Raw genomic sequence first — 22,883 nt, 5'->3', positions numbered from 1 at the left:
GTGACGACGGCGGATCTGGTTCGCGTCCTCGGACGCCGCTGCTACGTCCTGGCGTTGTGCTTGGTCGTCACGGCGACGGTCGCCGTCAGGATCCATCACCACGTGGGCGTCTACTGGTCCCAGTCCGACGTGGTCTTCGTAGCGCCGGCGACCCAGCGCCAGCCGAACACGATCGAGGCGAATGCGAGTGGCCTGGTCTCGATCGCCGGCTACGTCGCCGCGGAGATGAACAAGGGACTGCCGTCGCCGCTGACCGCGTCCGCCGGCGCGACACTGGTCGGCCAGGGCGTCCGTGACGGCTACCAGGTGCAGCTGCCGAACTCGGGCGGCCAGTGGGCCGTCAACTTCGATCGCCCGGTCCTCGACGTCGAGGTCGTCGCGCCGACGCCCGACGAGACCCGGCGCCGCATGGTGGAGCTCGTGGCCTCCATCAACCACATCCTCCGCGTCGCGCAGGACTCCGACGGCATCCCGACGAAGTCGCAGATCACCACGCTCTCAGCGCCCAACTCGGCCCAGGTCTTCGCGATGGACGGGAACCCGACGCGCGCCGCGGCGGTGGCCATGCTGCTCGGGGTGTGGCTCAGCATCCTGCTCACCATCGGGTTCGACCGCCTCGTGCGACGACTCCACGCGCGGGCGCGGCCGCGACAGCGATCGCGTCGGCTCGCGGCAGTCTGATCGAGAGAGAGATCCGCATGCATCCCCGACGCGTCACGAACCTGTGCTTCCACGGCATCGGCACCGCAGAGCGCCTGCTCGAGCCGGGCGAGGACGAGTACTGGATCACCGAGTCGACCTTCCTCGCCATCCTCGACCTCGTCGCCGACCGCGACGACGTGCGGCTCAGCTTCGACGACGGGAACCTGTCCGACGTGGCGATCGGGCTGCCCGCACTCCGCGAGCGCGATCTCCAGGGCACCTTCTACGTGATCGCCGGACGGATCGGCCAGGCGGGAAGCCTGTCCTCCCCCGATCTCCGGGAGATGCGCGCCGCCGGGATGAGCATCGGGTCGCACGGCATGCACCACCGCTCGTGGCGTGAGGCGCGAGCGGTCGTCGCCGACGACGAGTTCGACCGAGCCCGGTCGGTGATCGCCGAGGCGTCCGGCGGTCCGGTCACCAGCGCCGCGTGCCCGCTCGGGCTCTACGACCGCCGCGTGCTGCGCGGACTGCGCGAGCGTGGCTACGAGCAGGTAATGACCAGCGATCGGGCGAGCGCCGATCCGCGGGCCTGGCTGCAGCCGCGCTTCAGCGTCCGGTCCCACGACTCGGTCGCGGACGTCGCCGCCCTCCTGGCGCCGGTCTCCGTCTCGGACGATCTGCTCTCGCAGACCCGGATGATGCTGAAGCGGCTTCGATGAGGCAACGGATCCTGGTGGGCTTCGCCGAGTCGCTGGCCGCGATCGAGACGATCTGGGACCTCATCGATCGCGGCTACGAGGTGCATGCGCTCACCCGCACGGGCCGTCGACCGCCGATCCGGCACGACCGCCGGGTGCGGATCATCGAGGTGCGAGCGCCGGAGGAGAGCGTCACCGGATGCGTCGCCGACGTCGCTGCCGCCGCGCTGAGGCTCGGCCGGCCGCCGCTGATGCCTCTCGATGACGCCGCCGTCGTCGTGATCGCCGCAGTCGCCTCCCACGACCCCGAGATGGTCGTCGTCGGACCGACCGGCGCCAACGCCGTCCTCGCCACCGACAAGCGACTGCAGATCGAGCTGGCCGAGCGCTCGGGGATCCCGGTCCCCCCGACCCTGGTCGTCGATGTCGGCGCCGAGGCGATGCCGGCGTTTCCCGGACCGTGGATCGTCAAGCCGGCGACGGCGCTCGAGACCGGCTCGGATCGTCTCTCGAAGGGCTCGGCCGCCTACGTCACCTCGTGCGAGGAGCTGCGTGTCGACCTCGCTCGTCGGACGGAGTGCGTGCTGGTGCAGCCCGCACTGTCGGGAATCGGGACGGGAGTCTTCGGGTACGCACACGCCGGCCAGCCCGGCACGCTGAGCGGCCACGAACGGATCCGGATGATGAACCCGAGCGGATCCGGCTCGAGCGCCTGCCGCTCCCGGACGCCGGCGCCCGAGCTCGCCGACGGCGTGCTCCGCCTCCTCAAGGACTGCTCGTGGGAGGGTCTGTTCATGGTCGAGCTCCTCGAGGACGGCGCCGGGACGCCGTGGTTCATGGAGCTCAATGGCCGGGCCTGGGGCAGCATGGCGCTCGCCACGGGTCGCGGGCTGCACTACCCGGGCTGGGCGGTCGAGGCGACGACGGGTGCCTCCGTGGCATCGACGGACGTCTCCGACGCTCCTCCCCTCACGGCACGTCACGTCGGGCGTGAGCTCCTCCATCTCGCCTTCGTCGTCCGTGGCCGGCGGGAGATCCGGCGACGGACCCGCCTCGGGCAGCCCGTCCCGCCGGACCTGGTCGCGTACCCGACCACGTCGGAGGCCGTGCGGGCCGTCCTCGGCGTCTCCCGGCAGACGCGGTTCTACAACCTCCGCCGCGGACACCTCCGGGTCTTCGTCGCCGACGTCTGGCAGACGCTGATGTCCGTCGTCCCCCGCAGGCCCCGATCGTGAGTGTCGTCCGCGCGGCGCTGCACGTCCACAGCGACTGGTCGTTCGACGGCACCTGGACCCTGCGGCAGATCGCCGAGGCGCTGCACCGTCGCGGCTACGGCGCCATGCTGACGGCCGAGCACGCACAGAGCCTCGATCCGAGCCGGTGGGCGGAGTACCGCGCGTTGTGCGCCACCCTGAGCTCCCCGGAGTTCATCGTCGTCCCCGGCCTCGAGTACCGCGACGCGGACAACGTCATCCACGTGCCGACGTGGGGCGACCTGCCCCATCTCGGCGACCCGGTGACCGTGCCCGATCTCCTCGGCACCGTCCGCGACCTCGGCGGTGCGGCCATCTGGGCGCATCCGGCACGGCGACATGCCGACCGGGTGTTCGACCCGGCGTGGCTGCCGCTGCTCTCCGGGGTCGAGGTCTGGAACCGCAAGTACGACGGCCTGCGTCCCTCGGAACCCGGACAGAGGGTCTCGACCGCGTACCGGGTACCGGGCGTCGCCTCACTCGACTTCCATCGTCGTCGCCAGCTCGCACCCCTGGCCACGGACCTGCACGTCGCCGGCTCCCCGTCGCCTGAGTCCCTGGTCGAGGCACTCAGGAGCGGAGCCGTCACCCCGACCTTCCTCAGGACGCCGGTGTCGCACTGGGCCCAGGGCCCGCGGGCCGTCGCGCTGACCGCCGTCGATCGCGGTCGGCGGGCCGCCTCGCGCTCGGTCTCGCTGCTGCGCTCAGGGAAGTGAGTCGACGCCGAGCACCTCGGCGTACAGACGCTCCATCCGCAGGATGCGTGGCTCCCAGACGGCGACCGCAGCGGCCCGCTCGCGGGCGCCCCGCCCCAGGGTCCGGCGGAGCTCGTCGTCGACGGCCAGCCTGCGCACCGCCGCGGCCAGGTCGGTGGCGTACTGCTCGGGGTCCCGAGGCGTGACGAGGATCCCGCACTCGGGGGTGACGGCGACGGCCGGCCCACCCCGGTCGGCGGCGATCACCGGCAGCCCGAAGGAGAGCGCCTCGTACGGCGCGGTTCCGCCGGGCTCGCGATAGCTGGGGAAGACGAAGACGTCGGCACGCCGATAGAAGTCGGCCACCGCATCGCGCGGCACCTGCCCGTGGAAGGTGACCCGGCCGGCCACGCCGAGGTCGACCGCGAGCCGTCGGCACTCGGTCTCGTCGAAGCCTGCCCCGACGACGTCGAGCTCCAGCGGAAGATCGGTGAGCTGCGCCATCGCGCGGATCGCGTCCCGTACGCCCTTGGTGCGGATCAGCCGCCCGACGAAGAGGAGCCTGATCACGCCGGGTGTGTCGTCGCGATCGGGAGGAGCCGGCAGCGCGTCGACCCCGGTGTCGTTCATCGCCTCGAACCGCCGGATCCCGGCGGGGGCGAGCAGCTCCGCGACGTAGGGCGCGATGCCGAGGACCAGCCCCGCGTCACGGAAGCTGCGCCGCAGCACGGGATCGGCGCGCAGCCGCACCGCATCGAGACGCCGCAGACCGACGTACCACGGCGCCGTCTCCTCGGCCCGGAAGCCCGCCGGTGTCGTCAGGCTTCCACCGACCGGGCCGATGACGTACGGGATGCCGGTGCGGGCCAGGGGCGACGGGTACCTCATGGCCACGGGGGTGGGCTGGTGCGCGACGTCGAAGTGGCGCCCTGCGCGCTGGGCCTCGCGCACCCACGCGAGGCTCTTCCGGTAGAACCGCGGGTACCAGGGCTTCACCAGGCTGCTGAAGCGCTCGGGCCGTGCGAGCCACCCCGGCTCCGCGAACTCGACGACCTCCACCTCGGGGAGCTGCGGGACGGCCGAGGGGCGTCCACGCTTCCGGTGGGTGAGGAGGGTGACCTCGTGGCGGGCGCCGAGGCGCTTCGCCCACTGGTAGCCGACCCAGGCCTCGCCGACGTCGGTGCCATCGACCCCGGGGGCGATCAGCAGCACCTTCGCCATACCCGAACCGTAGTACGTAGCAGGCGAATCGTCTGGCAGAACGAGGCGCCGACCATACACTCGCGAGGTGGATGCGGATCTGGCGGTCGTGATCGTGACGTACAACAGCGCGCACGTGATCGACGACCTGCTGGACTCCCTCCCGGCGGCGCTGGACGGGGCTACCGCGGACGTCGTCGTCGTCGACAACTCCTCCACCGACGACACCGTGTCCGTCGTGGCCCGTCGGACCGACTGCCGGCTGGTCCAGGCACCGAACGACGGGTACGCCGCCGGGATCAACCGCGGGGTCGAGGCATCGACCGCCCGCGGGCCGATCCTCATCCTCAACCCCGACGTGCGCCTCGCAGCACGGTCGGTCTCGGTCCTCCTCGCGGCACTCACCACCCCCGGTACCGGGGTGGTCGCGCCGCGGGTCCTGGCCCAGGACGGATCGCTGGTGCCCTCGATGCGGCGCGAGCCCACCCTCGCGCGGAACCTGGGCCTCGGCAGCACCGGCCTGGCCGTCTTCGCCGAGTACGTCACCGAGACCACCGCCTACGAGCAGCCCCAGACCTGCGACTGGGTGCTCGGGGCGGTCCTGCTCGTCTCCCGGGCCTGCTACGACGCGGTCGGCGGGTGGGACGAGTCGTACTTCCTCTACTCCGAGGAGACCGACTTCTGCCTCCGAGCCCGTGAGCTCGGCTACCTGACCCGGTACGAGCCGGCGGCCGAGGCCACTCATCTCGCCGGACAGTCCGGTCGCAGTCCTCGCATCCACGCCATGCAGATCCTCAACAGGGTCCGGCTCTACCGTCGTCGTCACGGTGTGGTGCCGTCGGCCGTCTACTACCTGTTGAGCATCATCAGCGAGATCTCCTGGCTGATCCGCGGCAACCCGTACACGCGTGCCTCGATCAAGGCGCTGGTGGTGCGATCGGCGCGCCCGGCCGAGCTGGGCCTGCCGCCCGACCTGATCCCGCGCTAGCCCGAGGCGCCGGCAACGCCTCCGCGACGGCACTCCACAGGTGCTCGAAGGTGAACGCCGAGCGGACACGCTGCGCCCCGCTCGCCGCGAGCACGCTCGCGCGACGGCGGTCGCCGAGGAGGCCCTGGAGGGCCGCCGCGAGCAGGTCAGGAGCTCCGGGCGGGACCAGGATCCCGTCGACATCGGGACGGACGTACTCACGCATCGCCGCGGAGTCCGTGGTCACGGTCGCTCGCCCCATGGCCATCGCCTCGAGGACGACACTCTGTCCGCTCGGGTAGGCCGGAGCAGTGGTCGGCGTGACCACGACATCGGCGCCGTGGAGCAGTCGTCGATAGTCGTCGTCGAACACCCCGGTGACGATCGTGACCTCTCGCGGCACGCTCAGCCCGGCGACGTTGCGGGGGTGGCACGCCACCGTCATCGGCAGCGCGGCACGGCGCGCCGCCTCGAACAGCGTCGCGTAGTCGCGCCGTGAGTCGCTGCCCACCGCCACGACGCCCCCACCCCCTGCCGGCACCTCGACGTGGGCGGCGTCGTAGTAGTCGACGTCGACGCCGAAGGGCACCACGCGGATCCGCTCGACGGGATAGCCGAAGCCCTCGGCGAGCAGGGCGCGCTGGTTGGAGGAGAACACCAGGACCCGGTCCACCCCGCGGAGCGCCCACGACACCGACGAGCGCTCCAGGGACGACATGGTCGTCACGTCCTCGGCGAGCCAACAGGCCATGAGGACGTGTGGGACCCGCACGGACCTCGGCAGGAAGCGACCGAGGACACCGAGACCGAGTCCGACGTTCTCGAACACCGACAGCACCGCGTCGACCCGAGAGGCCTGTGGCAGGGCATAGGCGGCCCCGACCGCGCCCTGCAGACCCGGGACCAGCCGACGGGCGAGCGCACCACCCTTGTGCCCCACCGGCCCGGCCCACAGTCCGCGTCGCTGGCCATCGGTCCACACCAGATCGCAGTCCCGCCGCAGGCCGTCCATCCCGTACGGCAGAGGACCGCCGGGTCCACGCTGCTCTCCTGCCTGCTCTCCGGCCCGCTCTCCGGCCCGCTCCTGCGAGGCCGTGAGGTCCTGCATGCTCAGGACGAGGACCCGGGGACGACGGCTCACCCCGAGGCCCTGCGGCGGGGCCGCTCCCGGCTCGGTCACGACGGGCTCGCACCCAGACGGGCACCGTGCTCGGCGAGGAGGAGCCCGACGACCTGGAGTCCGGTCGACTCCCAGTCGTCGCTGCGCACCCCGGCCGCGGCGCGCAGCGCGTCGTCCGGCCCTGCGCTGCTCACAGCGCGCTCGAGCGCCGTGGCCAGCGCGTGCGGCGTCGGCGGCGCCCAGACGACGGACGGGTGATCGAGATCGGCGCGGGAGTCGGGCGAGTCGTTGACGACGGGCAGGCAACCGGCGGCCAGCATCTCCTCGGCGACGAGCGAGATGTTCGTGAACGACAGCGCGAAGCCCGCGATGCAGCGGTTGTAGAGCGCGTTCAGCTCGGCCGGGCTCAGGCTGCCGTGCCGGATCACCGGGACGCCGATGTCCGGTACCGGGGCGCCGTAGACGTGGATCTCCTGCTCCGGGCAGCGTGCGTGGAACTCCTCCAGCGCCCGGGCGGCGAGGCGATAGCCGCGGCGCGGGACGTCGGGCTTGGCATAGAGGACGACGCCGGATCTCGGTCCGCGGTTCGTCAGCCCGTAGACGGAGGTGTCGACCGAGAACGGGACCATGTGCGCGTCGACGCCGAGCTCGCTCATCAGCCGCCGGCGCACCATCTCGCCCAGCGCGATGTTGGTGAAGCCGAACCGGTAGGTGTCCGCCGCCAGTTCGTACTCCGATCCGTGAGCGTAGAAGAACGGCTCGTAGTCCTGGATGAAATACGCGCAGGACATGGTGCTCGGCGCACGGGACGCGAGCACGTGCGCCGTCGGCCAGCCGGTGGCGACGCAGACGTCGATCCCGTCGAAGCCCGCGGAGACGGACCGCACCTCGGCCTCGATCCACGGCCAGCCGGCGCGGATCACCGCGGCCTGGCCAGCGGGATCGCCACCGTGCCGGTCGTAGAGCAGGACGACGCAGCGATGCCCGGCCCGCTCGATCGCCGCGATCATGCGGAACATCGTGGTGTGACCGCCCGAGCCTCGGCTCGGCGGCGTGCACAGCCAGCCGACCGTGAGCGGACCGTCCTCGGCGCGAGGCGCCCACACGGCCCCGTCACGCCCGGCCCGGACGAGCGTCGAGTCGGCCACATCCTGCGGCAGCAGCGGGAAGGCGAGCTCCTCCAGCTCCATCCGACTCGCCAGCCGGCGCACGACGCGGCGCGCGGTCTCCCGAGCGCCGAGCTGCCGGACACGGGTGGGGATCCGCAGGGCGTCCTCGGCCCTCATGCGGCCGCCTCCACAGCCGGGGATCGCACCTGCGCCACGGTCCGCCACCACAGCGGCACCGTGGGCGCGGCGTACAGCACGACGCCCAGGACGGCGCCGATGCCGATCAGCAGGACCGGGGGGCCGCTCAGGCCACCGATCCACGTGCAGACCGCGATGGCGGGAATGGCCGCTGCCACCGGCACGGCGACGGCGCGCACGAGCGCGATGGGGCGACCGCCGAGCCGGCGCAGGCAGACCAGGTACGCCGGCCCGACGACCCCGGCCGCGACGACCACGTGCGCCCAGCCGGCGCCGCTGAGACCGAAGCGACCGACACCGACGAGCATCGCGGGCACCATCGCCACCAGCCAGATGAGCTGGACGACGAGCACGTCGCGCGTACGCCCGAGCGCGATGAGGAAGGTCGCGGTGAGGTCGAGGAGCACCCGCAGACCGCCGAAGATCGCCAGCCCGACCAGTGGTGCCGCTGCCGCCGACCAGTCCGCTCCGTACAGCAGGGCCACCAACGGGCCGGCGAGCGTGGCCAGCCCCAAGGACAGCAGCGCGGCCAGACAGCTGACAGGGGCGAGCAGGCCGGCGAGGACTCCGCACGCCTGGCGCGGAGCTCCCAGCCTCGAGAACGCCGGCAGCGCCACGGACCTGATCGCGACGCCGACGGCCGACATCGGCCACGATGAGATGTTGAAGGCGAGTGCGTAGAAGCCCAGCTCGACCGGTCCCAGCCGGCGCGCCACGATGACGTTGTCGACCGTGAGGAGCAGCCAGGAGACGAGGTTCGCCGAGGCCAGGGGCAGACCGAACGCCACGGCACCGCGCGCCACCGCCGGGTTCCATCCGAAGAGGGGCCGGCGCCGCACCGCGACGGAGAGGAGTCCCACCAGCGCGACCTGCCCGACGATCTGGCCCCAGGCGAGCGCCGCAGCGCCTCCACCCGCCCTGGCGGCGGTGATCATCACGACCATGCCGAGCGTCGTCGACGCGACCATCGCCACCGTGATGGCGCGCTGACGGAACTCCCGCTGCAGCAGCGCGTTCGGCACCACGGCGAACCCGGACAGCGCGGTGCTCACGGCGAGCAGCCGGATCGTGCCCTCGGAGTCGGTCGTGCCGAACCCCGCGGACAGCGGCGCCGCCGTGGCCGCCATGACCGCCGCCAGGGCCACGCAGAAGCCGACGGAGAGCGTCGAGACGGTCGGGATCAGACGATCGACGTCCGGCGTGCGAACCAGGTCGGAGCCGAGACCGAACTCGGCGATGGTCCCGACGATCGTCCAGACCGTGAGCGCGACCGCGAAGACCCCGAACTCCTGCGGCGCGATCAGGCGGGCCATCACCACACTGCTGGCGACGTTGAGCAGACGCACGCCGAGGTTGCCGAGCAGCGACCAACCCAGGCCGCGGGCGGCGGCCCGAGCGACGGTCTGCTCGGTCACGGTGGCGGTCACGTTCCGTACCGACGCCGACGGCGCCACTCGAGGTGGTCGCGCACACGCGCCGTGACACGACCTGCGCCGGACCGCCCGAACGGGGCTGCCCCGACCGCGGGTCGCGCGGCGACGCGCCACCACCAGGTCCGCTCGATCGTCGGGTCGGTCTCGAGGGCGAAGTCGCGGAAGGCCGCAAGCTCCTCCCGACCGTGTGCCGGGTCGGCGGAATCCCGCTGCGCTCGCATGCCTCGCCGGAGCGCCTCCCGGGCGAGTGCACGCCGGGCGAGCGGGTGCATCCGGCGCAATGCCGCTCCGCTCGGGGGGATGCGCTCGTCGAACAGGATGTCGAAGGTGAGTCGGCGTGCGGTCAGGTCGGTGAGCCAGCCGTTGTACGTCGTGAGGTGCATGTTGCTCGCGTGCACGCGGTAGAAGGCCTGCGTGGGGCCGTTCACCCGAGCGATGTCCCATCGCGCGGCCGTGCGCAGCCACATGTCGAAGTCGCCCGAGTGCGGGAGCCGCGGGTCGTACCCGTCGGTCTGCTCGAGGGCCTCGCGCCGCATCACGGCCTCCGGGCTCGAGAGGAAGCACCGGCCGCGCTTCGTCGCCAGCTGCAGCCACTCCTCGCCGTCCCACACGCTCCAGCTGCGCATCCGGCCGACGTCGAGCGGCGGCGCCTCCTCGAACGACTGGGCCCATCCGTACACCAGCCCGACCTTCGGCAGGGCCTCCATCAGCGCGAGCGCCCTGGTCAGCGCGTCCTTCGTCAGCAGGTCGTCCGCCGAGAGGAGCACCACGTAATCGCCCGTGACCTTGGCGAGGCCGTCGTTGTAGGTCTGGATGTGTCCCCGGTTGGTCTCGTGCAGCAGGACGTCGACCCGCGGGTCAGCGGCCGCCAACCGCTGGGCGACGGCGGCGCTGTCGTCGGTCGAGCAGTCGTCGACGATGAGCACGTCGACGTCGACGCCGGACTGGTCCAGTGCCGAGGCCACCGCATCGGGGAGGAAGTGGCCGTAGTTGTAGCAGGGGATGACGACCGAGGCGCGCGGTCGCGTCCGCAGCGCGACGGGTCGCAGGCGTCGCATCTCAGTCCCCCAGCGCGTCCCGCAGCGCCGCGACGACATACTCCTGCTCCTCGAGGCGCAGGTGCGGGTGCATCGGCAGGGACAGGATCTGCCCCGCCGCCCGCTCGGCGACCGGACAGGTGCCGGGACCGAGCCCGAGGTGGGCGTACGCACCGGTGAGGTGGACCGGCGTCGGGTAGTGCACCCCGGTCCCCACCCCCGCCTCGGCGAGGGCGGCCGCGACGCCGTCGCGGTCCGCAACCCGGATCACGTACAAGTGCCAGGCGTCCTCGTTCACGGGGGCCGTTCGAGGCACGAGGACGCCTGGCACGTCTGTGAGGAGCTGCGCATAGCGGTCGGCGACCTGCCGACGCAGCTCGTTCCACTTCTCCAGCCGGCCGAGCTTGGCACGCAGGTAGACGGCCTGGAGGGTGTCGAGGCGGGAGTTGCGGCCCACCACGTCGTGCACGTACTTCTCCGGCGAGCCGTGCGCCGCGAGCACCCGGACCCGCACCGCGATCTGGCTGTCGTCGGTCAGCACCGCGCCGGCATCGCCGGCGGCGCCGAGGTTCTTGCCCGGGTAGAAGCTGGTCGCGGCGACGACCCCCAGGGAGCCGGCGGACCGGCCGTTGCGGCGCGCACCCTGCGCCTGGGCGGCGTCCTCGATCAGCGGCACTCCGGCGGCCGCCGCCAGCGGCGCCAGCTCCTCGATCGCGGCGGTCTGGCCGAAGAGGTGGACCGGGACGATCGCCTGCGTCCGCTCGGTGACGGCGCGCTCGACCGCCGCCGGGTCGATCAGCAGGTCCTCCTCGCGGACGTCGACCGGCACGGGTACCGCCCCGATCGCCGAGACCGCCTCGGCGGTCGCGATGAAGGTGTTCGCCGGCAGGATGACCTCGCCGCCCGGGCGCACCCCGACCGCGCGCATCGCCAGCTCGAGGGCGTCGGTGCCGTTGGCCACGCCGACGCAGTCGCTGACCCCGATGAAGGAGGCGTACTCCTCCTCGAAGGCCGTGACCTGCGGACCGCCGACGAACGCGGTGCGCTCGAAGACCTCCTCGAGGCCGTGCCGGACCTCGTCGGCGATCTCGGCGTGCTGGGCCCCCAGGTCCAAGAAGGGCACCCGCACGGGACGCTGGGTCGTCATCGGACCAGCTCCTTCGGCATCACGTGGTGCGCGGCGGGGACGCCCGTCCAGGTCTCCCCCGGCGGTAGGTCGCGCAGCAGGACCGCGCCCATGCCGAGGACCGCTCCGGCTCCGACGGCGACGTCCTGGCGCACGCTGGCGTTCATCCCGAGGTAGGCCGCGGGACCGACCGTCACCCGGCCGCCGAGTGCGACCCCGGCGCAGAGGGTGGCGTAGTCGCCGATCACGTTGTCATGGGTGAGGGTGACGTTCGGCATCACCACCACGTGCCGGTGGAGGTAGACGTCGCACGTGAGCACCACGCCGGCCAGCAGGATCGAGCCCGGGCCGACGAGGCACGTCGCCGGGATCCGTACGGACGGGTCGACCACCGCGGGGAAGCGCTCCGAGGTCACGCCCATCGTCGCCAGCCGCTCGACCATCCGGCGTCGGTCGTGTCCCGAGCCGAGGCAGACCACCAGATCACCCGCGTCCGGCTCGGCCGCCGCCGAGGGCGGCCCGATGACCAGGGCCCCGTGGATCCGGGTGCCCCACCGCTGCGGGTCGTCGTCGACCACGACGACGTCGTCGTACCGATCCCGGACGACCATCAACACCTCGCGGGCCAGCCCGCTCGCTCCAACCAGCACGACGGCGCTCATCGCGACACCTCTCGCAGTACGTCGACCACCCGGGCCTGCTCGGACTCGGACAGCTCGTGGAAGAGCGGCAAGATCACCGTCGTGTCGGTGAGCCGCTCGGTGGCGGGCAGGGAGACGTCCGCCCGATGGGCGGGCTGGCGGTGGGCCGCCATGATCCCGCGCCGCGCCGAGATCCCGGCCGCGGCCAGAGCGGCCATCAGGCCCTCGCGATCCAGCGGGAAGCCCGCGCCCACCTCGACCCAGAACGACTGGAAGTTGCTCGTCCCCCAGGCCGGGTCGGCGACGGCGCGCAGCCCGTCGATCTCGCCGATCGCCTTGGCGTAGACAGCGGCCAGCTCCCGGCGGCGGGCGACCGCCTCCGGCAGCCGGCCGAGCTGGACCAGCCCGACGGCGGCCTGCAGGTCGGTCATCCGGTAGTTGAAGCCGATCTCGCCGTACTCCTCCGGCGGTGCCAGCACGCTGCCGTGCCGCGCCGCGGCCGAGACGCTCATCGCGTGCTCGCGCAGCCGACGGGCCCGCTCGGCCCAGTCCGGGCGCACGGTGGTGAGCATGCCGCCCTCGCCGGTGGTGAGGATCTTGCGCGGGTGGAAGGACCAGGCCGCGATCTCGGCGCCCGCGCCGACCGGCCGGCCGCGATAGGTCGAGCCGGCGCCGCACGCGGCGTCCTCGACCACCACGATCCCGAGCGGGTCGCACACCTCGCGGATCGACGCCAGGTCGACCGGCGCCCCGCCCTGGTCGACGGCGATCACCGCTGTCGTGGCCGGCGTCAGCGCCGCCCGTACGGTCTCGGCGGTGAGGTTTCCGGTGACCGGGTCGACGTCGGCGAAGACCGGGCGGGCGCCGACGTAGGTCGGCGCGTTGGCGGTGGCGACGAAGGAGAAGGAGGGGACGACCACGTCCTGGTCGCGGCCGATCCCGGCGACGACCAGTGCGAGGTGCAGCGCGCTCGTGCATGACGAGGTGGCGACGGCGTACCGGCTGTCCATCGCGGTGGCGAAGGCCTCCTCGAAGGCGGCCACGCGCGGCCCCTGGGCCACCCAGCCCGAGCGCAGCACCTCGGCGACCGCGGCGACCTCCTCCTCGCCGAGCCACGGCTGCATCACGTTGACCCTGCTCACGACGCAACCGCCTCGTCGGAGCGACCGGCGGCGATCTCGGCGCGCAGCGGCCGCCACCACTCGACGAGCAGTCGCAGCCCGTCCTCGAGCCCGATCGTCGGCGCCCAGCCGAGGTCACGCCGGGCCGCGCCGATGTCGGCGAGTCGGCGAGTGACACCGTTGACGGCACGCTCGGGGCCGTGCTCGACGCCCAGGCTGCCGCCCTCGGGGCCCATCACCCGCAGCAGCGCCTCGGCCAGCTCCAGCAGCGAGGTCTCGGTGCCGCTGGCGATGTTGTAGACGCCCTCGGTCATCGGACTCGCGGCGGCCAGCACGTTGGCGCGCGCGATGTCGGGGACGCAGACGAAGTCCATCGTCTGCTGTCCGTCGCCGAAGATCAGCGGCGGCCGGCCGTCCGCGATCCGCTCCATCCAGCGGACCAGCACCTCGGTGTAGAGCCCGTGGACGTCCATCCGCGGCCCGTAGACGTTGAAGTAGCGCAGCCCGACGTAGTCGAGCCCGCTCATCGCGTGGAAGCTGCGCACCAGACCCTCGTTGAACGACTTCGCGGCCCCGTAGAGCGTGTCGTTGTGGTGGTGATGGTGGCGCTCCGGCGTGGGGAACTCGTCGGCCAGACCGTAGACCGAGGCCGACGAGGCGTAGACGAGCTTGTCGACCTTCGACGCGGCCGCCGCCTCGACGACGTTGAAGGTGCCGTCGACCAGCACCTCCAGGGCCAGCCGCGGCTCCTCGGCGCACTGGGTGATCCGGATCGCGGCCTGGTGGAAGACGAGGTCCTTGCCGCGGGTGAGGTCGTGGACCAGGTCGCGGTCGCCGATGTCTCCGGTGACCAGGCGGGCCCGGCCGGTGGCGAGCGCGTCGTCGAGGTTCGCGCGGCGACCGCGGACCAGGTTGTCGAGGACCACGACGCTCGCGGCGCCGGCGTCGAGCAGCTGGTCGACGAGGGTCGAGCCGATCGTGCCGGCACCGCCGGTGACCAGCACCTCGGCACCGTCGAGAGGGGTGGCCGCACCGCTCGGGATCACTCGCTCGCTCCCCTCGCTCATCGGACGATCTCCAGAGCCGGCTCCGGGGTGACGACCTCGACCAGCGCGCCGTGCGCCCGCAGGCTGGTCTGGGCGGCCTCCAGGACCGACAGCACCCGCAGGCCTGCGGCGCCGTCGGTGGCCGGGGCGCGCCGCTCGCGGATCGCCGCGGCGAACTCCCCCACCATCTGCCCGAGCGCCTCGCGCTCGGGCAGCGCAGGTGCCCAGGTGTCGCCGAGGCGGTAGTTGATCGAGGCGGTCCGCCGATCGGCGCTGTCCACGCTCTGCTGGATCAGGTCGACCCCGCGGTCGAAGACGCTGAGTCGCTGCTGCGGGTTGAGGTCGTCCCAGACCAGGGTCCGCTTGCTGCCGCCGATCACCATCTGGCGGATCTTGGTGGGGCTGAGCCAGTTGACGTGGACGTGGGCCATCGCGCCGCACTCCAGCGGCAGCGTCAGGTAGCCGAGACAGGACTTGCCCGCGTTGAGCGGATCCGCACCCTGGGCCGAGACGCCCTTGGGCTGCAGTCCGCCGGGCAGCACATAGTCGAGGATGGAGAGGTCGTGCGGCGCCAGGTCCCAGAAGACGTCGACGTCGGGCTGGACCAGGCCGAGGTTGATCCGGACCGAGTCGACGAAGAGCAGCTCGCCGAGCGAGCCGTCCGCGACCAGCTCGCGGATCTTCTGCACGACCGGCGTGTAGCAGAACGTGTGATCGGTCATCAGCACCAGCTCGTTGGCGGCGGCGAACTCCACCATCGCGCGGCCCGCCTCCACGCCGTCGGCGAGCGGCTTCTCCACCAGCACGTGCTTGCCGGCGCGCAGCGCCTGCTCGGCGAGTGGGCGGTGCGTACGGGCGGGGGTGGCGATCGCGATCGCGTCCACGTCGTCGCGGGCGAGCAGCGCGGCGAGGTCGTCGGTCACCTCGATCCCGCTCTGCGGACCGACCACCTCCCGGGCCCGGTCGAGGTCGAGATCGCACACGGCGAGGAGGGTCCACGCGGGGCTGTTGCGGAAGTTGCGGACCAGGTTCGGGCCCCAGTAGCCGGCACCGACCACGGCCACTCCCAGTGGGGCGCTTGTCTCTGCGGTCATGACCTCATCGAATCGAATCGTCGCAGTGGAACAGGGGCGGCCCGGGCGGCTATCCCCTCATTTGGGGAGCGGCTAGAGCAGGCCCGTGGTGAAGGTCCAGCTGGTGGTCGCAAGCGTCGCGCCCGCGGTCGACTTCGCCCCCGTGATCGTCACCGTGTAGCTGGTGAACAGCCCCAAGGTGGCGCTCGGCGTGAAGGTCAGCTTGTTGCCCGAGAGCGCGCTGGTACCGGCGACCGTGGTCGTGCCGCGCTTGAGGCTGATGGTGCCGCTCGCCAGGTTCGCCGAGAACGTCGCCGAGGGCTTCGTCGAGCGGGCGCTGCCGGTGGCGCCCGAGGCGGGCGTCCGGGTGGTGATCGTCAGGGCCGGCGGTGTCGGCGTCGGCGTGGGCGTGGGCGTCGGTGTCGGAGTGGGCGTCGGCGTCGGAGTGGGCGTGGGTGTAGGAGTGGGCGTCGGCGTCGGCGTGGGTGTCGGCGTCGGCGTCGGGGAGACGGACGGCGACGTACTGGCCAGTGATCCGACCGCGAACACCACGTCCACGAAGTAGTTCGTGGCGTTGTAGCTGTAGGTCGGGAAGCCACCGGACGCGCCGTAGAGGTAGAGCCCGTTGTTGGTCGCCGGGGCGGTCAGATCGCCGGAGGTGAACGCCGAGGTGAAGTACGACGGCGTGGCGGCGTAGTGGCCCTGTGGTGCCAGGTAGGAGACGACGTACGTCGTCCCTGCGGTCACCGCGACCGGCGTCGACAGGTTCGCGGTCTGCCAGCCCGTGGCGGTCTCACCGGTGAAGGTGACACTCGCCAGCAGCTGTCCGCTCGCGCTCCAGAGATGGCCGGTGTGGGTACCACCGTTGCCGGTGCCCTTGAAGAACCGGATGCCGGTGATGGCGCCGTCCTTGGCCGGGACGAACGCGGTCCCGACCTCGACGGGCGAGCTGTCGTTGGCTGCGCTCTGCGCCGGCTGCTGATCGGTGAACAGCGACTCGGCCGACGCCGAGTCCGGCGCCCGTGTGTGGAACGTCCACGTCTGGGTCGGCAGTGACACCCCGTCGGTCGAGACGATGCCCGACGCCGTGGCGGTCACGTCGCTGTCGGCCGGCATGAGCCCCGTCGGCGTGAACGTCAGGGTCGTGCCGGTGCCGTCGAGAGCCACCGTCCCCGGCACCGCGGTCCCGCCGGAGACCAGGCCCATTGTGTAGCCGGACCCGATCGGTGCCGACAGCGTGATGCTCGTCGGCGTCCCGCGCGGGATGTCCACCGCGCCGGCCGCCGGACTCGTCGCCACGACGGACTCGGCCGGCGCGCTCTTCTGGAACACGACGTCGACCAGGTAGTTGTTCGAGGTGGCGTTGGACGGGAAGCCGGCGCCGTACACATACACGCCCGAGCTCGAGGTGACGTGCAGCGGACCGTAGGAGAGGTCAGCGGCCCCGAAGCCGTTGGGTGTGACGGAGTACGCCCCCACGTTGGTCAGATAGGACGCGACGTAGGTGGTGTTCTTGGCGATGCTGACCGGCTGGCTGAACGTCAGGGTCGCCCATCCGGACGCCGGCTCACCGGTGAAGGTGCCCTCGGCGAGCTTCGTCCCGGTCGCGGACCACAGCGTGCCGGTGTGGGTGCCGGTGTTGGTGGGTCCCTTGTAGAACCGGACAGCGGTGATGGTGCCGCTGGTGTCGGAGGTGAACGACACTCCGAGCGTGACCTGCTGGGCGTCGGCAGCGTCGAGCATCGTCGGGACGGTGCTGTCGGCGAAGAGGCTGCAGGGGCACACGCCGGGTGCGCCGCGCGGCGCGGCGGTCGTGAAGGACCAGTTGCCACCCGCGCTGAGGGCGAGGCCGCCCGAGTCGGTGGCGGTGAGCGCGACGGTATAGGTCACGACGCCGTTCAGGGCGCTCGCAGGCGTGAAGGTGACGGTCCGGCTCGAGCTGTCGTAGGCGGTGGAGCCCGGCACTGCCACGCCGTTGGCGTCCTTGACGCTGACCGACACGCTCGAGGCGACGACGGGCTTGGAGAAGGTCGCACCGATCGTGGTCGTCGTGGCCGCCGTCGTGCCGTTGGGCGCGGGCCACTGGTTGGTGGCCACCAGCGGCGCGGAGTCGGTGAGGCTGAAGACCGGGTCCACGTAGTAGTTGGTGTTCTGGTAGCTGCTCTGCGGGTATTGCCCGGAGTCGCCGAACACGCCCGCCGGGGTGGCGCCGTAGCCACCCGCCACCTGGAGCGGCGGCGCATTGATGCCGGCTTCGGAGAACGCCCACGGCTGAGCGGCGTAGTGCCCGTTCGGCGCCGTGTAGGAGATGGTGTAGGTCGCCCCCGCCGATACGGGAACCGACGTGGTGAAGTTCGCCGTCTGCCAGCCGCTGGCGCTCTCGCCGGTGAAGGTGACGCTGGCGAGCTGCCTCCCCGAGCTGTCCCACAGCGAGCCGACATGGGTGCCGGTGTTGCCGCTGCCCTTGTAGAACCGCACGCCGGTGACGAACCCGTCCGACTGCGGGGTGAACCGCAGGCCGAGCTCGGCCGAGGAGCCGTCGGCCGAGGCCGCGATCGCTGGGCCGGTCACGGCGGTCCACGTCGTCGGGATGGGGCTCGCGCCGAACACGCTGCACCCGCAGGTCACCGCGAAGGAGCGGGTGACCGTGGCTCCGATGTTCGCGCTGTCGTCGACGGCACGGACCTGCAGCGGCACGGTGCCGCTGCCGTGCTGGGTGTAGGTGAACTTCCACGAGGAGGTGCCCTGCGCCGGGTGCCAGCTGCTGCCCCCGTCGGTGGAGTACTCCACGCCGGCGACGACGCCGCCCCCGGCATCGCTCGCGGTGCCCGTCACCGAGACCTGGGTGCCGTTGGCGATGCCCGCCCCCGCAGCCGGCGAGGTGATCGTGGTCGTGGGGCCGGTGGTGTCGGTCGACTTGGTCGCGGCGACCAGCCCGCTCATCAGCGTCGTCGGCTGCGCGCCCATGTCGGCCAGGATGTTGACCTGCGCCTGTTGCATCCTGCTGTCCGCCGGTGCATAGGCGTACGGGGTGTCGTGGACGTCATCGAGTCCCCACGACCACTGCACCGTGCCGGCGCCGAACACCAGCGCACCGCTGGGCGCCTTGTAGAGGGTCAACGAGTGGGTGGTCGTCCCGTCGCCCGTGGACGCCCCGTAGTCGGTCATGTACTGCGCGGGAACCGAGCCGGTGGTTGTCGACATGTCGATCAGCCCCGGTGGCCTCGACCCGTTGTCCTGGTCCTCGTCGGACTCGTATCCCACGGTGTGCGGGGCGAGTGCCGTCGAGGCGCCGGTCATCGTCGAGAGCCCGGTGTTGCGCCACAGCCTCAGGCTGGCCTCGGCCTTGGTCACGGTGAGCGGAAGATCGATGTAGTTGGCCATGAAGATCGTGCCGGTCAGCGCGTTCTCGGGCAGTCCACCGCCCTCGCTCTGCGGGGCGTAGCGCGGGTCGCGCCAGGTCGAGGTCGACTCGGGAGAGGGGTCGATCTTGGCCTGCGACCACGCCTCCTTGTACGTCACGAGCGTCCGGTACGGCGTGTGACTGCTGTCCAGCGAGGACTCGTACCGGGTGCGCCAGTAGACCTCGTTCCCGGACAGGAACTGAAGGTTGACCCCGGCGTCGCGCGCGGCCTCGACGTTCGCTCGCTGCGCACCGCTCCAGTACTCGTCGTGGCCGACGGAGAGGAAGACCTTGTGGTTCTTGATGAGGCTGCCGTAGCGGTCGGTGTCGACGCCCGCCATGTAGCTGATGTCGTAGCCGTTGCGCTCCAGGAACCGGATCGCCGGGTACTCGTTGGCCATGAAGAAGTCCTGGCCGCCCGGCTCGTCCTCGCGGGTGGTGACCGGTCGGTTGTAGCTGACCTTGTAGGCCCGCCCGTTCTCCCCGCCGGTGTAGAGGTCCGCCCCGCCGTAGGTGTTGTAGGCCTCCCACGTCGGGTCGGAGGTCTGGAAGACCACGTCGGAGTGGCTGGCGTCGTTGCGCACGATGAAGGTGATGTTGCTGTCGTCGCCGTTGTCGGAGCGGGTGAGGTGGGCGATGTAGACGCCCGAGACCGCACCGCTCGGCACGGCCCAGGTCGCCGAGACGCCCCAGTTGCCGCAGTCCGTCTCCTCGGTGGTCGCGTCGGTGATGCAGGAGGGCTGGATCTGCGGCAGCTTGGCCGAGGGGGTCACGGTCGCGATCTGGCGCGCGCCGTCCCCGCCGTACCAGCCCATCCGGAAGATGGTGATCGAGTACGCCTTCGCGTCGGTGTCGATCTTGAAGCCGATCGAGGAGCCGGCGTTGACGCTGATGTCGGTGGAGAAGCCCTGGATGTCGTCGTCGCCGGCCCCGTCGATCTCCCAGTCGCTCTCCGGGTTGCCGGGCTTGGAGTTCTCGCAGGCGATCGGGTTGCCACCGCTCGCGCACGGGTCAGCAGCATGGCTCGGCGGCGCCGAGCCCAGCACCACGAGACAGGTACCTACCAGGGCCAGTACCGCGGCCGCGGCCACCTGGTGGCTGCGACGCACCCATGTCAGCGTCATCTTCGATCTCCTCAGCCTGCGATGCGATTCGTGGCGCGCGAGCTCTCGTCCCGCAGCCAGGTGGTGTAGTCACCCCGGCGCACAGCGCGCCGGGAGAGGGCCCGAGCCATCAGGGCGGTCAGCACGAAGACCGGCACCCGCGGGAGCAGCCGCGGATCGTCGTGTACGACCGTCAGGATCGTGCGTACCGAGGTGCTCGACCCCGGTCGACGGACGCCGAGCCGGTCCGCCTGGTGGTTCCCGGTGGCCACGCGTGCCCGCCGCCGCACGAGGTCGCGCCGCGTGCGAGGCACTCTGATCGCGACCTGCGCCTCGGGCACGATCCGCCGCTCCTGCGGCTCGAACGCCTCCGAGATCGCCAGGTCGTCGCTCAGCACGGGCGGCAGGTCCTCGACCCGGCTCTGCCCGGCGCCGGACAGGGCGATGACCCCTCGGCCGTACAGTCCGTCGCGGACGCCCGGGAGCTGCTCCCAGAACCGGTAGTAGTCGCGCACCCAGCGCGATGAGGTGGCCACATCGACGTGACGCGTGGGAGCGGTCGCCAGCACCCCGGGCTCGTCCAGCGCCTGCACCAGGCGCACCACGTCGCGCCCGGCGATCGGGCAGTCGGCGTCGAGGTGGACCCGCGGCAGGCCGCTGACGATCCGGCTCGCGAGGGACAGTGCCTCCGCCTTCGAGGCCTGGTCGAGCTCGACCACCCGTACGCCCGGGAAGATGCGTGCGATCGCGGCGGTGTCGTCGGTGCAGCCGTTCGCGACCACCACGACCTCCAGGGTGCCGGAAGGGACGTCGGCGAGCAGCGTGCGCAGCGTCTCCCCGAGCACGGCAGCCTCGTCGTGGGCAGGGATGATCACGTGGGCAAGGGCCGGCATGAGACCGTCCTAAGCCCACGCAGGATCGCCCGGGGTGTGGCACCGAGGGCGGTCACCACAATTGAGTACGGTCCGCCGTGCACGTGCACCGGCGCCGCCCGGATGCGCTGCCATCGGCCCATGAGCAGCACCGTGGATGACGGCGCCGGCGCCGGGCCGGGCACGCCTCTGGACGACCTCCTCGCATCCGAGACGCCGGAGCCGGCTGAGCCCGCCGACCCGACCCGGGCCCGTCGCAGGCGCCGCAGCCCGCTGGTCCGGGTGGTGCTCTGGCTGCTGGTGTGCGGGCTCGTGCTCGCTGCCGTACCGATGACCGTGCTGCTCTACCTCGGCTGGCGCCTCGACCACAACCTCCACCGGGTCGACGGGGTCTTCTCCGGGCTCACCAACCGCCCCGCGAAGGCGGCGGCGGCCGGCGATGCGATGAACATCCTGCTGCTCGGCACCGACATCCGCTCGGACGTGCCCACCACCGGCCAGGTGGCGCAGGCGCCGGACTGGTCCTACGGCGCGGACCGCTCGGACGCGATGATGATCCTGCACATCGCCGCCGACCGGCGCAGCGCCTCGCTGGTCTCGCTGCCGCGCGACGCATGGGTCCCGATCCCCGGGCACGGGGAGGCCAAGATCAACGCCGCCCTCTCCTACGGCGGGCCCTCCCTCGCGGTGCAGACGGTGGAGAACCTCACCGGCGTGCGCATCGACCACCTGGCGGTGGTCGACTGGGCCGGCTTCATCGCCCTCACCGACGCGGTCGGGGGCGTCGACGTCGACATCCCGGTGACCGTCTACGACTCGGCGCGCCACATCACCTGGCCTGCCGGGCGCCAGCACCTCGACGGCGCCCAGGCGCTGAACTACGTCGGCCAGCGCCACGGGTTGCCCGGTGGTGACCTGGACCGGGTCGCGCGGCAGCAGGCCTTCCTGCGCTCCCTGATGCAGGCCAGCCTGCACACCAAGATGCGCAAGGACCCGCGGATGCTCTACGACTTCCTCGACACCGTGACCAAGCACGTCAGCGTCGACTCGACATGGTCCGCGGCGAGCATGGCGAAGCTGGTGGCCTCGATGCGCGACATGCGCTCCCGGGACATCAACTACCTCACCGCACCCGTGGCCGGCTTCGGGCACGCCGACGGCCAGAGCATCGTGAACCTGGCGCCCAAGGCCGACGAGGAGCTGTGGCAGGCGCTGCGCGCGGACCGGATGCCCGAATGGTCGGCGATCCACTGGGACGAGCTGACTCCCGACGTCGTGAGCTGATCCCCAAATCAGGGGATCAGGCCCTGGTTCGTCAGGCAGTCCGCACGGAGGCGGCGTGGACTGTTCCCCGGGCCGGCCTCCGGGCTGCTCGATCCGCGGCGATGCCGGGTCCGGCCCGCCAAGACGTCATCCCAGGGAGCCGACCGTGACGATCCGCCGAGTGGTCCTGCTGGCCGTCGTGGGTGTGCTCGTCGGGGCCATCGTCTGGTCGCTGGGCCAGCTGGGCGGCTCGGACAGCGCCGTCCCGGCGGGCGGTTCCCCGGCGGCCACCGGCGGTACGCCCGGCACCGCGCCCACGAGCGCCGCCGCGCCGGGCGGGACGGCCACCACCGCATCGCCGTCCGTGCCCGTCACCGCGCCGACCTCCTCGCCGGCGAACGGTGAGCGGGGCCACGGCTCCCTCGGGACGGCCACCGAGATCCTGCCGTCCCCGTCGTCGGCGGCCAGCGCGCAGGCGGGGCTCCCCGGACTGCACCCGCCGCGCTCCACGACCGCGCCCCTGGTCACCCGCCCGCTTCCGCGGGCGGCCAGCAGCCTCGGAACGCTGGTCGCCGGCTACCCCGCGACCCTGGCGCCGCCGGCCGGGCACACCGTGGCGAGCAGCAGCGTCTCGAGCTCGGGCGACGTGCTGCAGGTGAGCCTCACCGGCACCTGCCAGCGACCGTGCTCGGTGCTGCGGCTGTACCGTGCCCGGCTCGCCGCACGAGGGTTCAACGACGTCCAGGTGCCGAGCGTCGAGAACCGGCCGACCGCCGCCTTCCAACGCGGCTCGGACAGCGTCACCGTCACGGTGACCGACCGGCACGGCGCCACCGTCTCGTACGCACTCTTCGCCGTGCTCTCCGCCGAGCGAGCCTGA

The 22,883-nt window shown here is 72.0% G+C and carries 19 protein-coding genes; 7 read left to right on the top strand and 12 right to left on the bottom strand.

What is annotated here, in order from left to right:
• The 4 genes from ACZ5L9_RS10345 to ACZ5L9_RS10330 are packed head-to-tail and all read left to right on the top strand — an operon-like array spanning nucleotide 1 to nucleotide 3,312.
• Nucleotides 1–681, top strand: a complete 681-nt coding sequence (locus ACZ5L9_RS10345; protein WP_464527345.1) for a hypothetical protein — start codon at nucleotides 1–3, stop codon at nucleotides 679–681.
• Between the two features lie 17 nt (nucleotides 682–698).
• Nucleotides 699–1,364: a polysaccharide deacetylase family protein gene (locus ACZ5L9_RS10340; protein WP_464527342.1), complete on the top strand. Its 666-nt coding sequence runs from the start codon at nucleotides 699–701 to the stop codon at nucleotides 1,362–1,364.
• Nucleotides 1,361–2,578 carry a hypothetical protein gene (locus ACZ5L9_RS10335; RefSeq protein ID WP_464527340.1) on the top strand — a complete coding sequence of 406 codons (1,218 nt, stop codon included), beginning with the start codon at nucleotides 1,361–1,363 and terminating at the stop codon, nucleotides 2,576–2,578. Before ACZ5L9_RS10340 ends, ACZ5L9_RS10335 begins: the two co-directional genes overlap by 4 nt.
• A complete protein-coding gene (locus ACZ5L9_RS10330) occupies nucleotides 2,575–3,312 on the top strand; it encodes a PHP domain-containing protein (RefSeq protein WP_464527339.1) in 738 nt (245 codons plus the stop codon). The genes ACZ5L9_RS10335 and ACZ5L9_RS10330 overlap by 4 nt, the downstream gene beginning before the upstream one ends.
• Here the strand turns inward: ACZ5L9_RS10330 and ACZ5L9_RS10325 are convergent.
• Nucleotides 3,301–4,512 (bottom strand): glycosyltransferase family 4 protein, encoded by a 1,212-nt coding sequence (locus ACZ5L9_RS10325; protein WP_464527337.1) that lies wholly within the window; start codon nucleotides 4,510–4,512, stop codon nucleotides 3,301–3,303. The genes ACZ5L9_RS10330 and ACZ5L9_RS10325 overlap by 12 nt on opposite strands.
• A 67-nt stretch (nucleotides 4,513–4,579) precedes the next feature.
• Between ACZ5L9_RS10325 and ACZ5L9_RS10320 the strand changes: the two genes are divergently transcribed.
• Nucleotides 4,580–5,479 (top strand): glycosyltransferase family 2 protein, encoded by a 900-nt coding sequence (locus tag ACZ5L9_RS10320; protein WP_464527335.1) that lies wholly within the window; start codon nucleotides 4,580–4,582, stop codon nucleotides 5,477–5,479.
• Here the strand turns inward: ACZ5L9_RS10320 and ACZ5L9_RS10315 are convergent.
• The 11 genes from ACZ5L9_RS10315 to ACZ5L9_RS10265 form a co-directional block, all read right to left on the bottom strand.
• On the bottom strand, nucleotides 5,409–6,638 hold the full coding sequence (locus tag ACZ5L9_RS10315) for a glycosyltransferase family 4 protein (protein WP_464527334.1): 1,230 nt from the start codon (nucleotides 6,636–6,638) through the stop codon (nucleotides 5,409–5,411). The genes ACZ5L9_RS10320 and ACZ5L9_RS10315 overlap by 71 nt on opposite strands.
• Nucleotides 6,635–7,864 (bottom strand): rhamnosyltransferase WsaF family glycosyltransferase, encoded by a 1,230-nt coding sequence (locus tag ACZ5L9_RS10310; protein WP_464527332.1) that lies wholly within the window; start codon nucleotides 7,862–7,864, stop codon nucleotides 6,635–6,637. The genes ACZ5L9_RS10315 and ACZ5L9_RS10310 overlap by 4 nt, the downstream gene beginning before the upstream one ends.
• Nucleotides 7,861–9,312: an oligosaccharide flippase family protein gene (locus ACZ5L9_RS10305; protein ID WP_464527330.1), complete on the bottom strand. Its 1,452-nt coding sequence runs from the start codon at nucleotides 9,310–9,312 to the stop codon at nucleotides 7,861–7,863. The genes ACZ5L9_RS10310 and ACZ5L9_RS10305 overlap by 4 nt, the downstream gene beginning before the upstream one ends.
• Nucleotides 9,309–10,376, bottom strand: a complete 1,068-nt coding sequence (locus tag ACZ5L9_RS10300) for a glycosyltransferase family 2 protein (RefSeq protein ID WP_464527329.1) — start codon at nucleotides 10,374–10,376, stop codon at nucleotides 9,309–9,311. The genes ACZ5L9_RS10305 and ACZ5L9_RS10300 overlap by 4 nt, the downstream gene beginning before the upstream one ends.
• Before the next feature lies 1 nt (nucleotide 10,377).
• Nucleotides 10,378–11,502, bottom strand: a complete 1,125-nt coding sequence (locus ACZ5L9_RS10295) for a DegT/DnrJ/EryC1/StrS family aminotransferase (RefSeq protein ID WP_464527327.1) — start codon at nucleotides 11,500–11,502, stop codon at nucleotides 10,378–10,380.
• Nucleotides 11,499–12,143: a NeuD/PglB/VioB family sugar acetyltransferase gene (locus ACZ5L9_RS10290; RefSeq protein WP_464527325.1), complete on the bottom strand. Its 645-nt coding sequence runs from the start codon at nucleotides 12,141–12,143 to the stop codon at nucleotides 11,499–11,501. The genes ACZ5L9_RS10295 and ACZ5L9_RS10290 overlap by 4 nt, the downstream gene beginning before the upstream one ends.
• Nucleotides 12,140–13,264: a DegT/DnrJ/EryC1/StrS family aminotransferase gene (locus ACZ5L9_RS10285; protein ID WP_464527323.1), complete on the bottom strand. Its 1,125-nt coding sequence runs from the start codon at nucleotides 13,262–13,264 to the stop codon at nucleotides 12,140–12,142. The genes ACZ5L9_RS10290 and ACZ5L9_RS10285 overlap by 4 nt, the downstream gene beginning before the upstream one ends.
• Complete coding sequence (locus tag ACZ5L9_RS10280; RefSeq protein WP_464527321.1) at nucleotides 13,261–14,310, bottom strand: NAD-dependent epimerase/dehydratase family protein; 1,050 nt, start codon at nucleotides 14,308–14,310, stop codon at nucleotides 13,261–13,263. The genes ACZ5L9_RS10285 and ACZ5L9_RS10280 overlap by 4 nt, the downstream gene beginning before the upstream one ends.
• Entirely contained in the window at nucleotides 14,307–15,383 is a 1,077-nt protein-coding gene (locus ACZ5L9_RS10275; RefSeq protein ID WP_464527320.1) for a Gfo/Idh/MocA family protein, read from the bottom strand. The genes ACZ5L9_RS10280 and ACZ5L9_RS10275 overlap by 4 nt, the downstream gene beginning before the upstream one ends.
• Nucleotides 15,384–15,455: 72 nt before the next feature.
• Nucleotides 15,456–19,889, bottom strand: a complete 4,434-nt coding sequence (locus ACZ5L9_RS10270; RefSeq protein ID WP_464527319.1) for a DUF4082 domain-containing protein — start codon at nucleotides 19,887–19,889, stop codon at nucleotides 15,456–15,458.
• A gap of 11 nt (nucleotides 19,890–19,900) precedes the next feature.
• Nucleotides 19,901–20,761: a glycosyltransferase family 2 protein gene (locus ACZ5L9_RS10265; RefSeq protein WP_464527317.1), complete on the bottom strand. Its 861-nt coding sequence runs from the start codon at nucleotides 20,759–20,761 to the stop codon at nucleotides 19,901–19,903.
• A gap of 120 nt (nucleotides 20,762–20,881) precedes the next feature.
• On the opposite strand from ACZ5L9_RS10265, the gene ACZ5L9_RS10260 reads away from it, so the two are divergent.
• Both ACZ5L9_RS10260 and ACZ5L9_RS10255 read left to right on the top strand, forming a co-directional pair.
• Nucleotides 20,882–22,024, top strand: a complete 1,143-nt coding sequence (locus ACZ5L9_RS10260) for an LCP family protein (RefSeq protein ID WP_464527315.1) — start codon at nucleotides 20,882–20,884, stop codon at nucleotides 22,022–22,024.
• A gap of 145 nt (nucleotides 22,025–22,169) precedes the next feature.
• A complete protein-coding gene (locus ACZ5L9_RS10255) occupies nucleotides 22,170–22,883 on the top strand; it encodes a hypothetical protein (protein WP_464527314.1) in 714 nt (237 codons plus the stop codon).

It is taken from the genome of Nocardioides sp. JCM 18998 (genome assembly GCF_055391535.1).
This window is presented reverse-complemented; position numbering and strand designations above follow the sequence as displayed.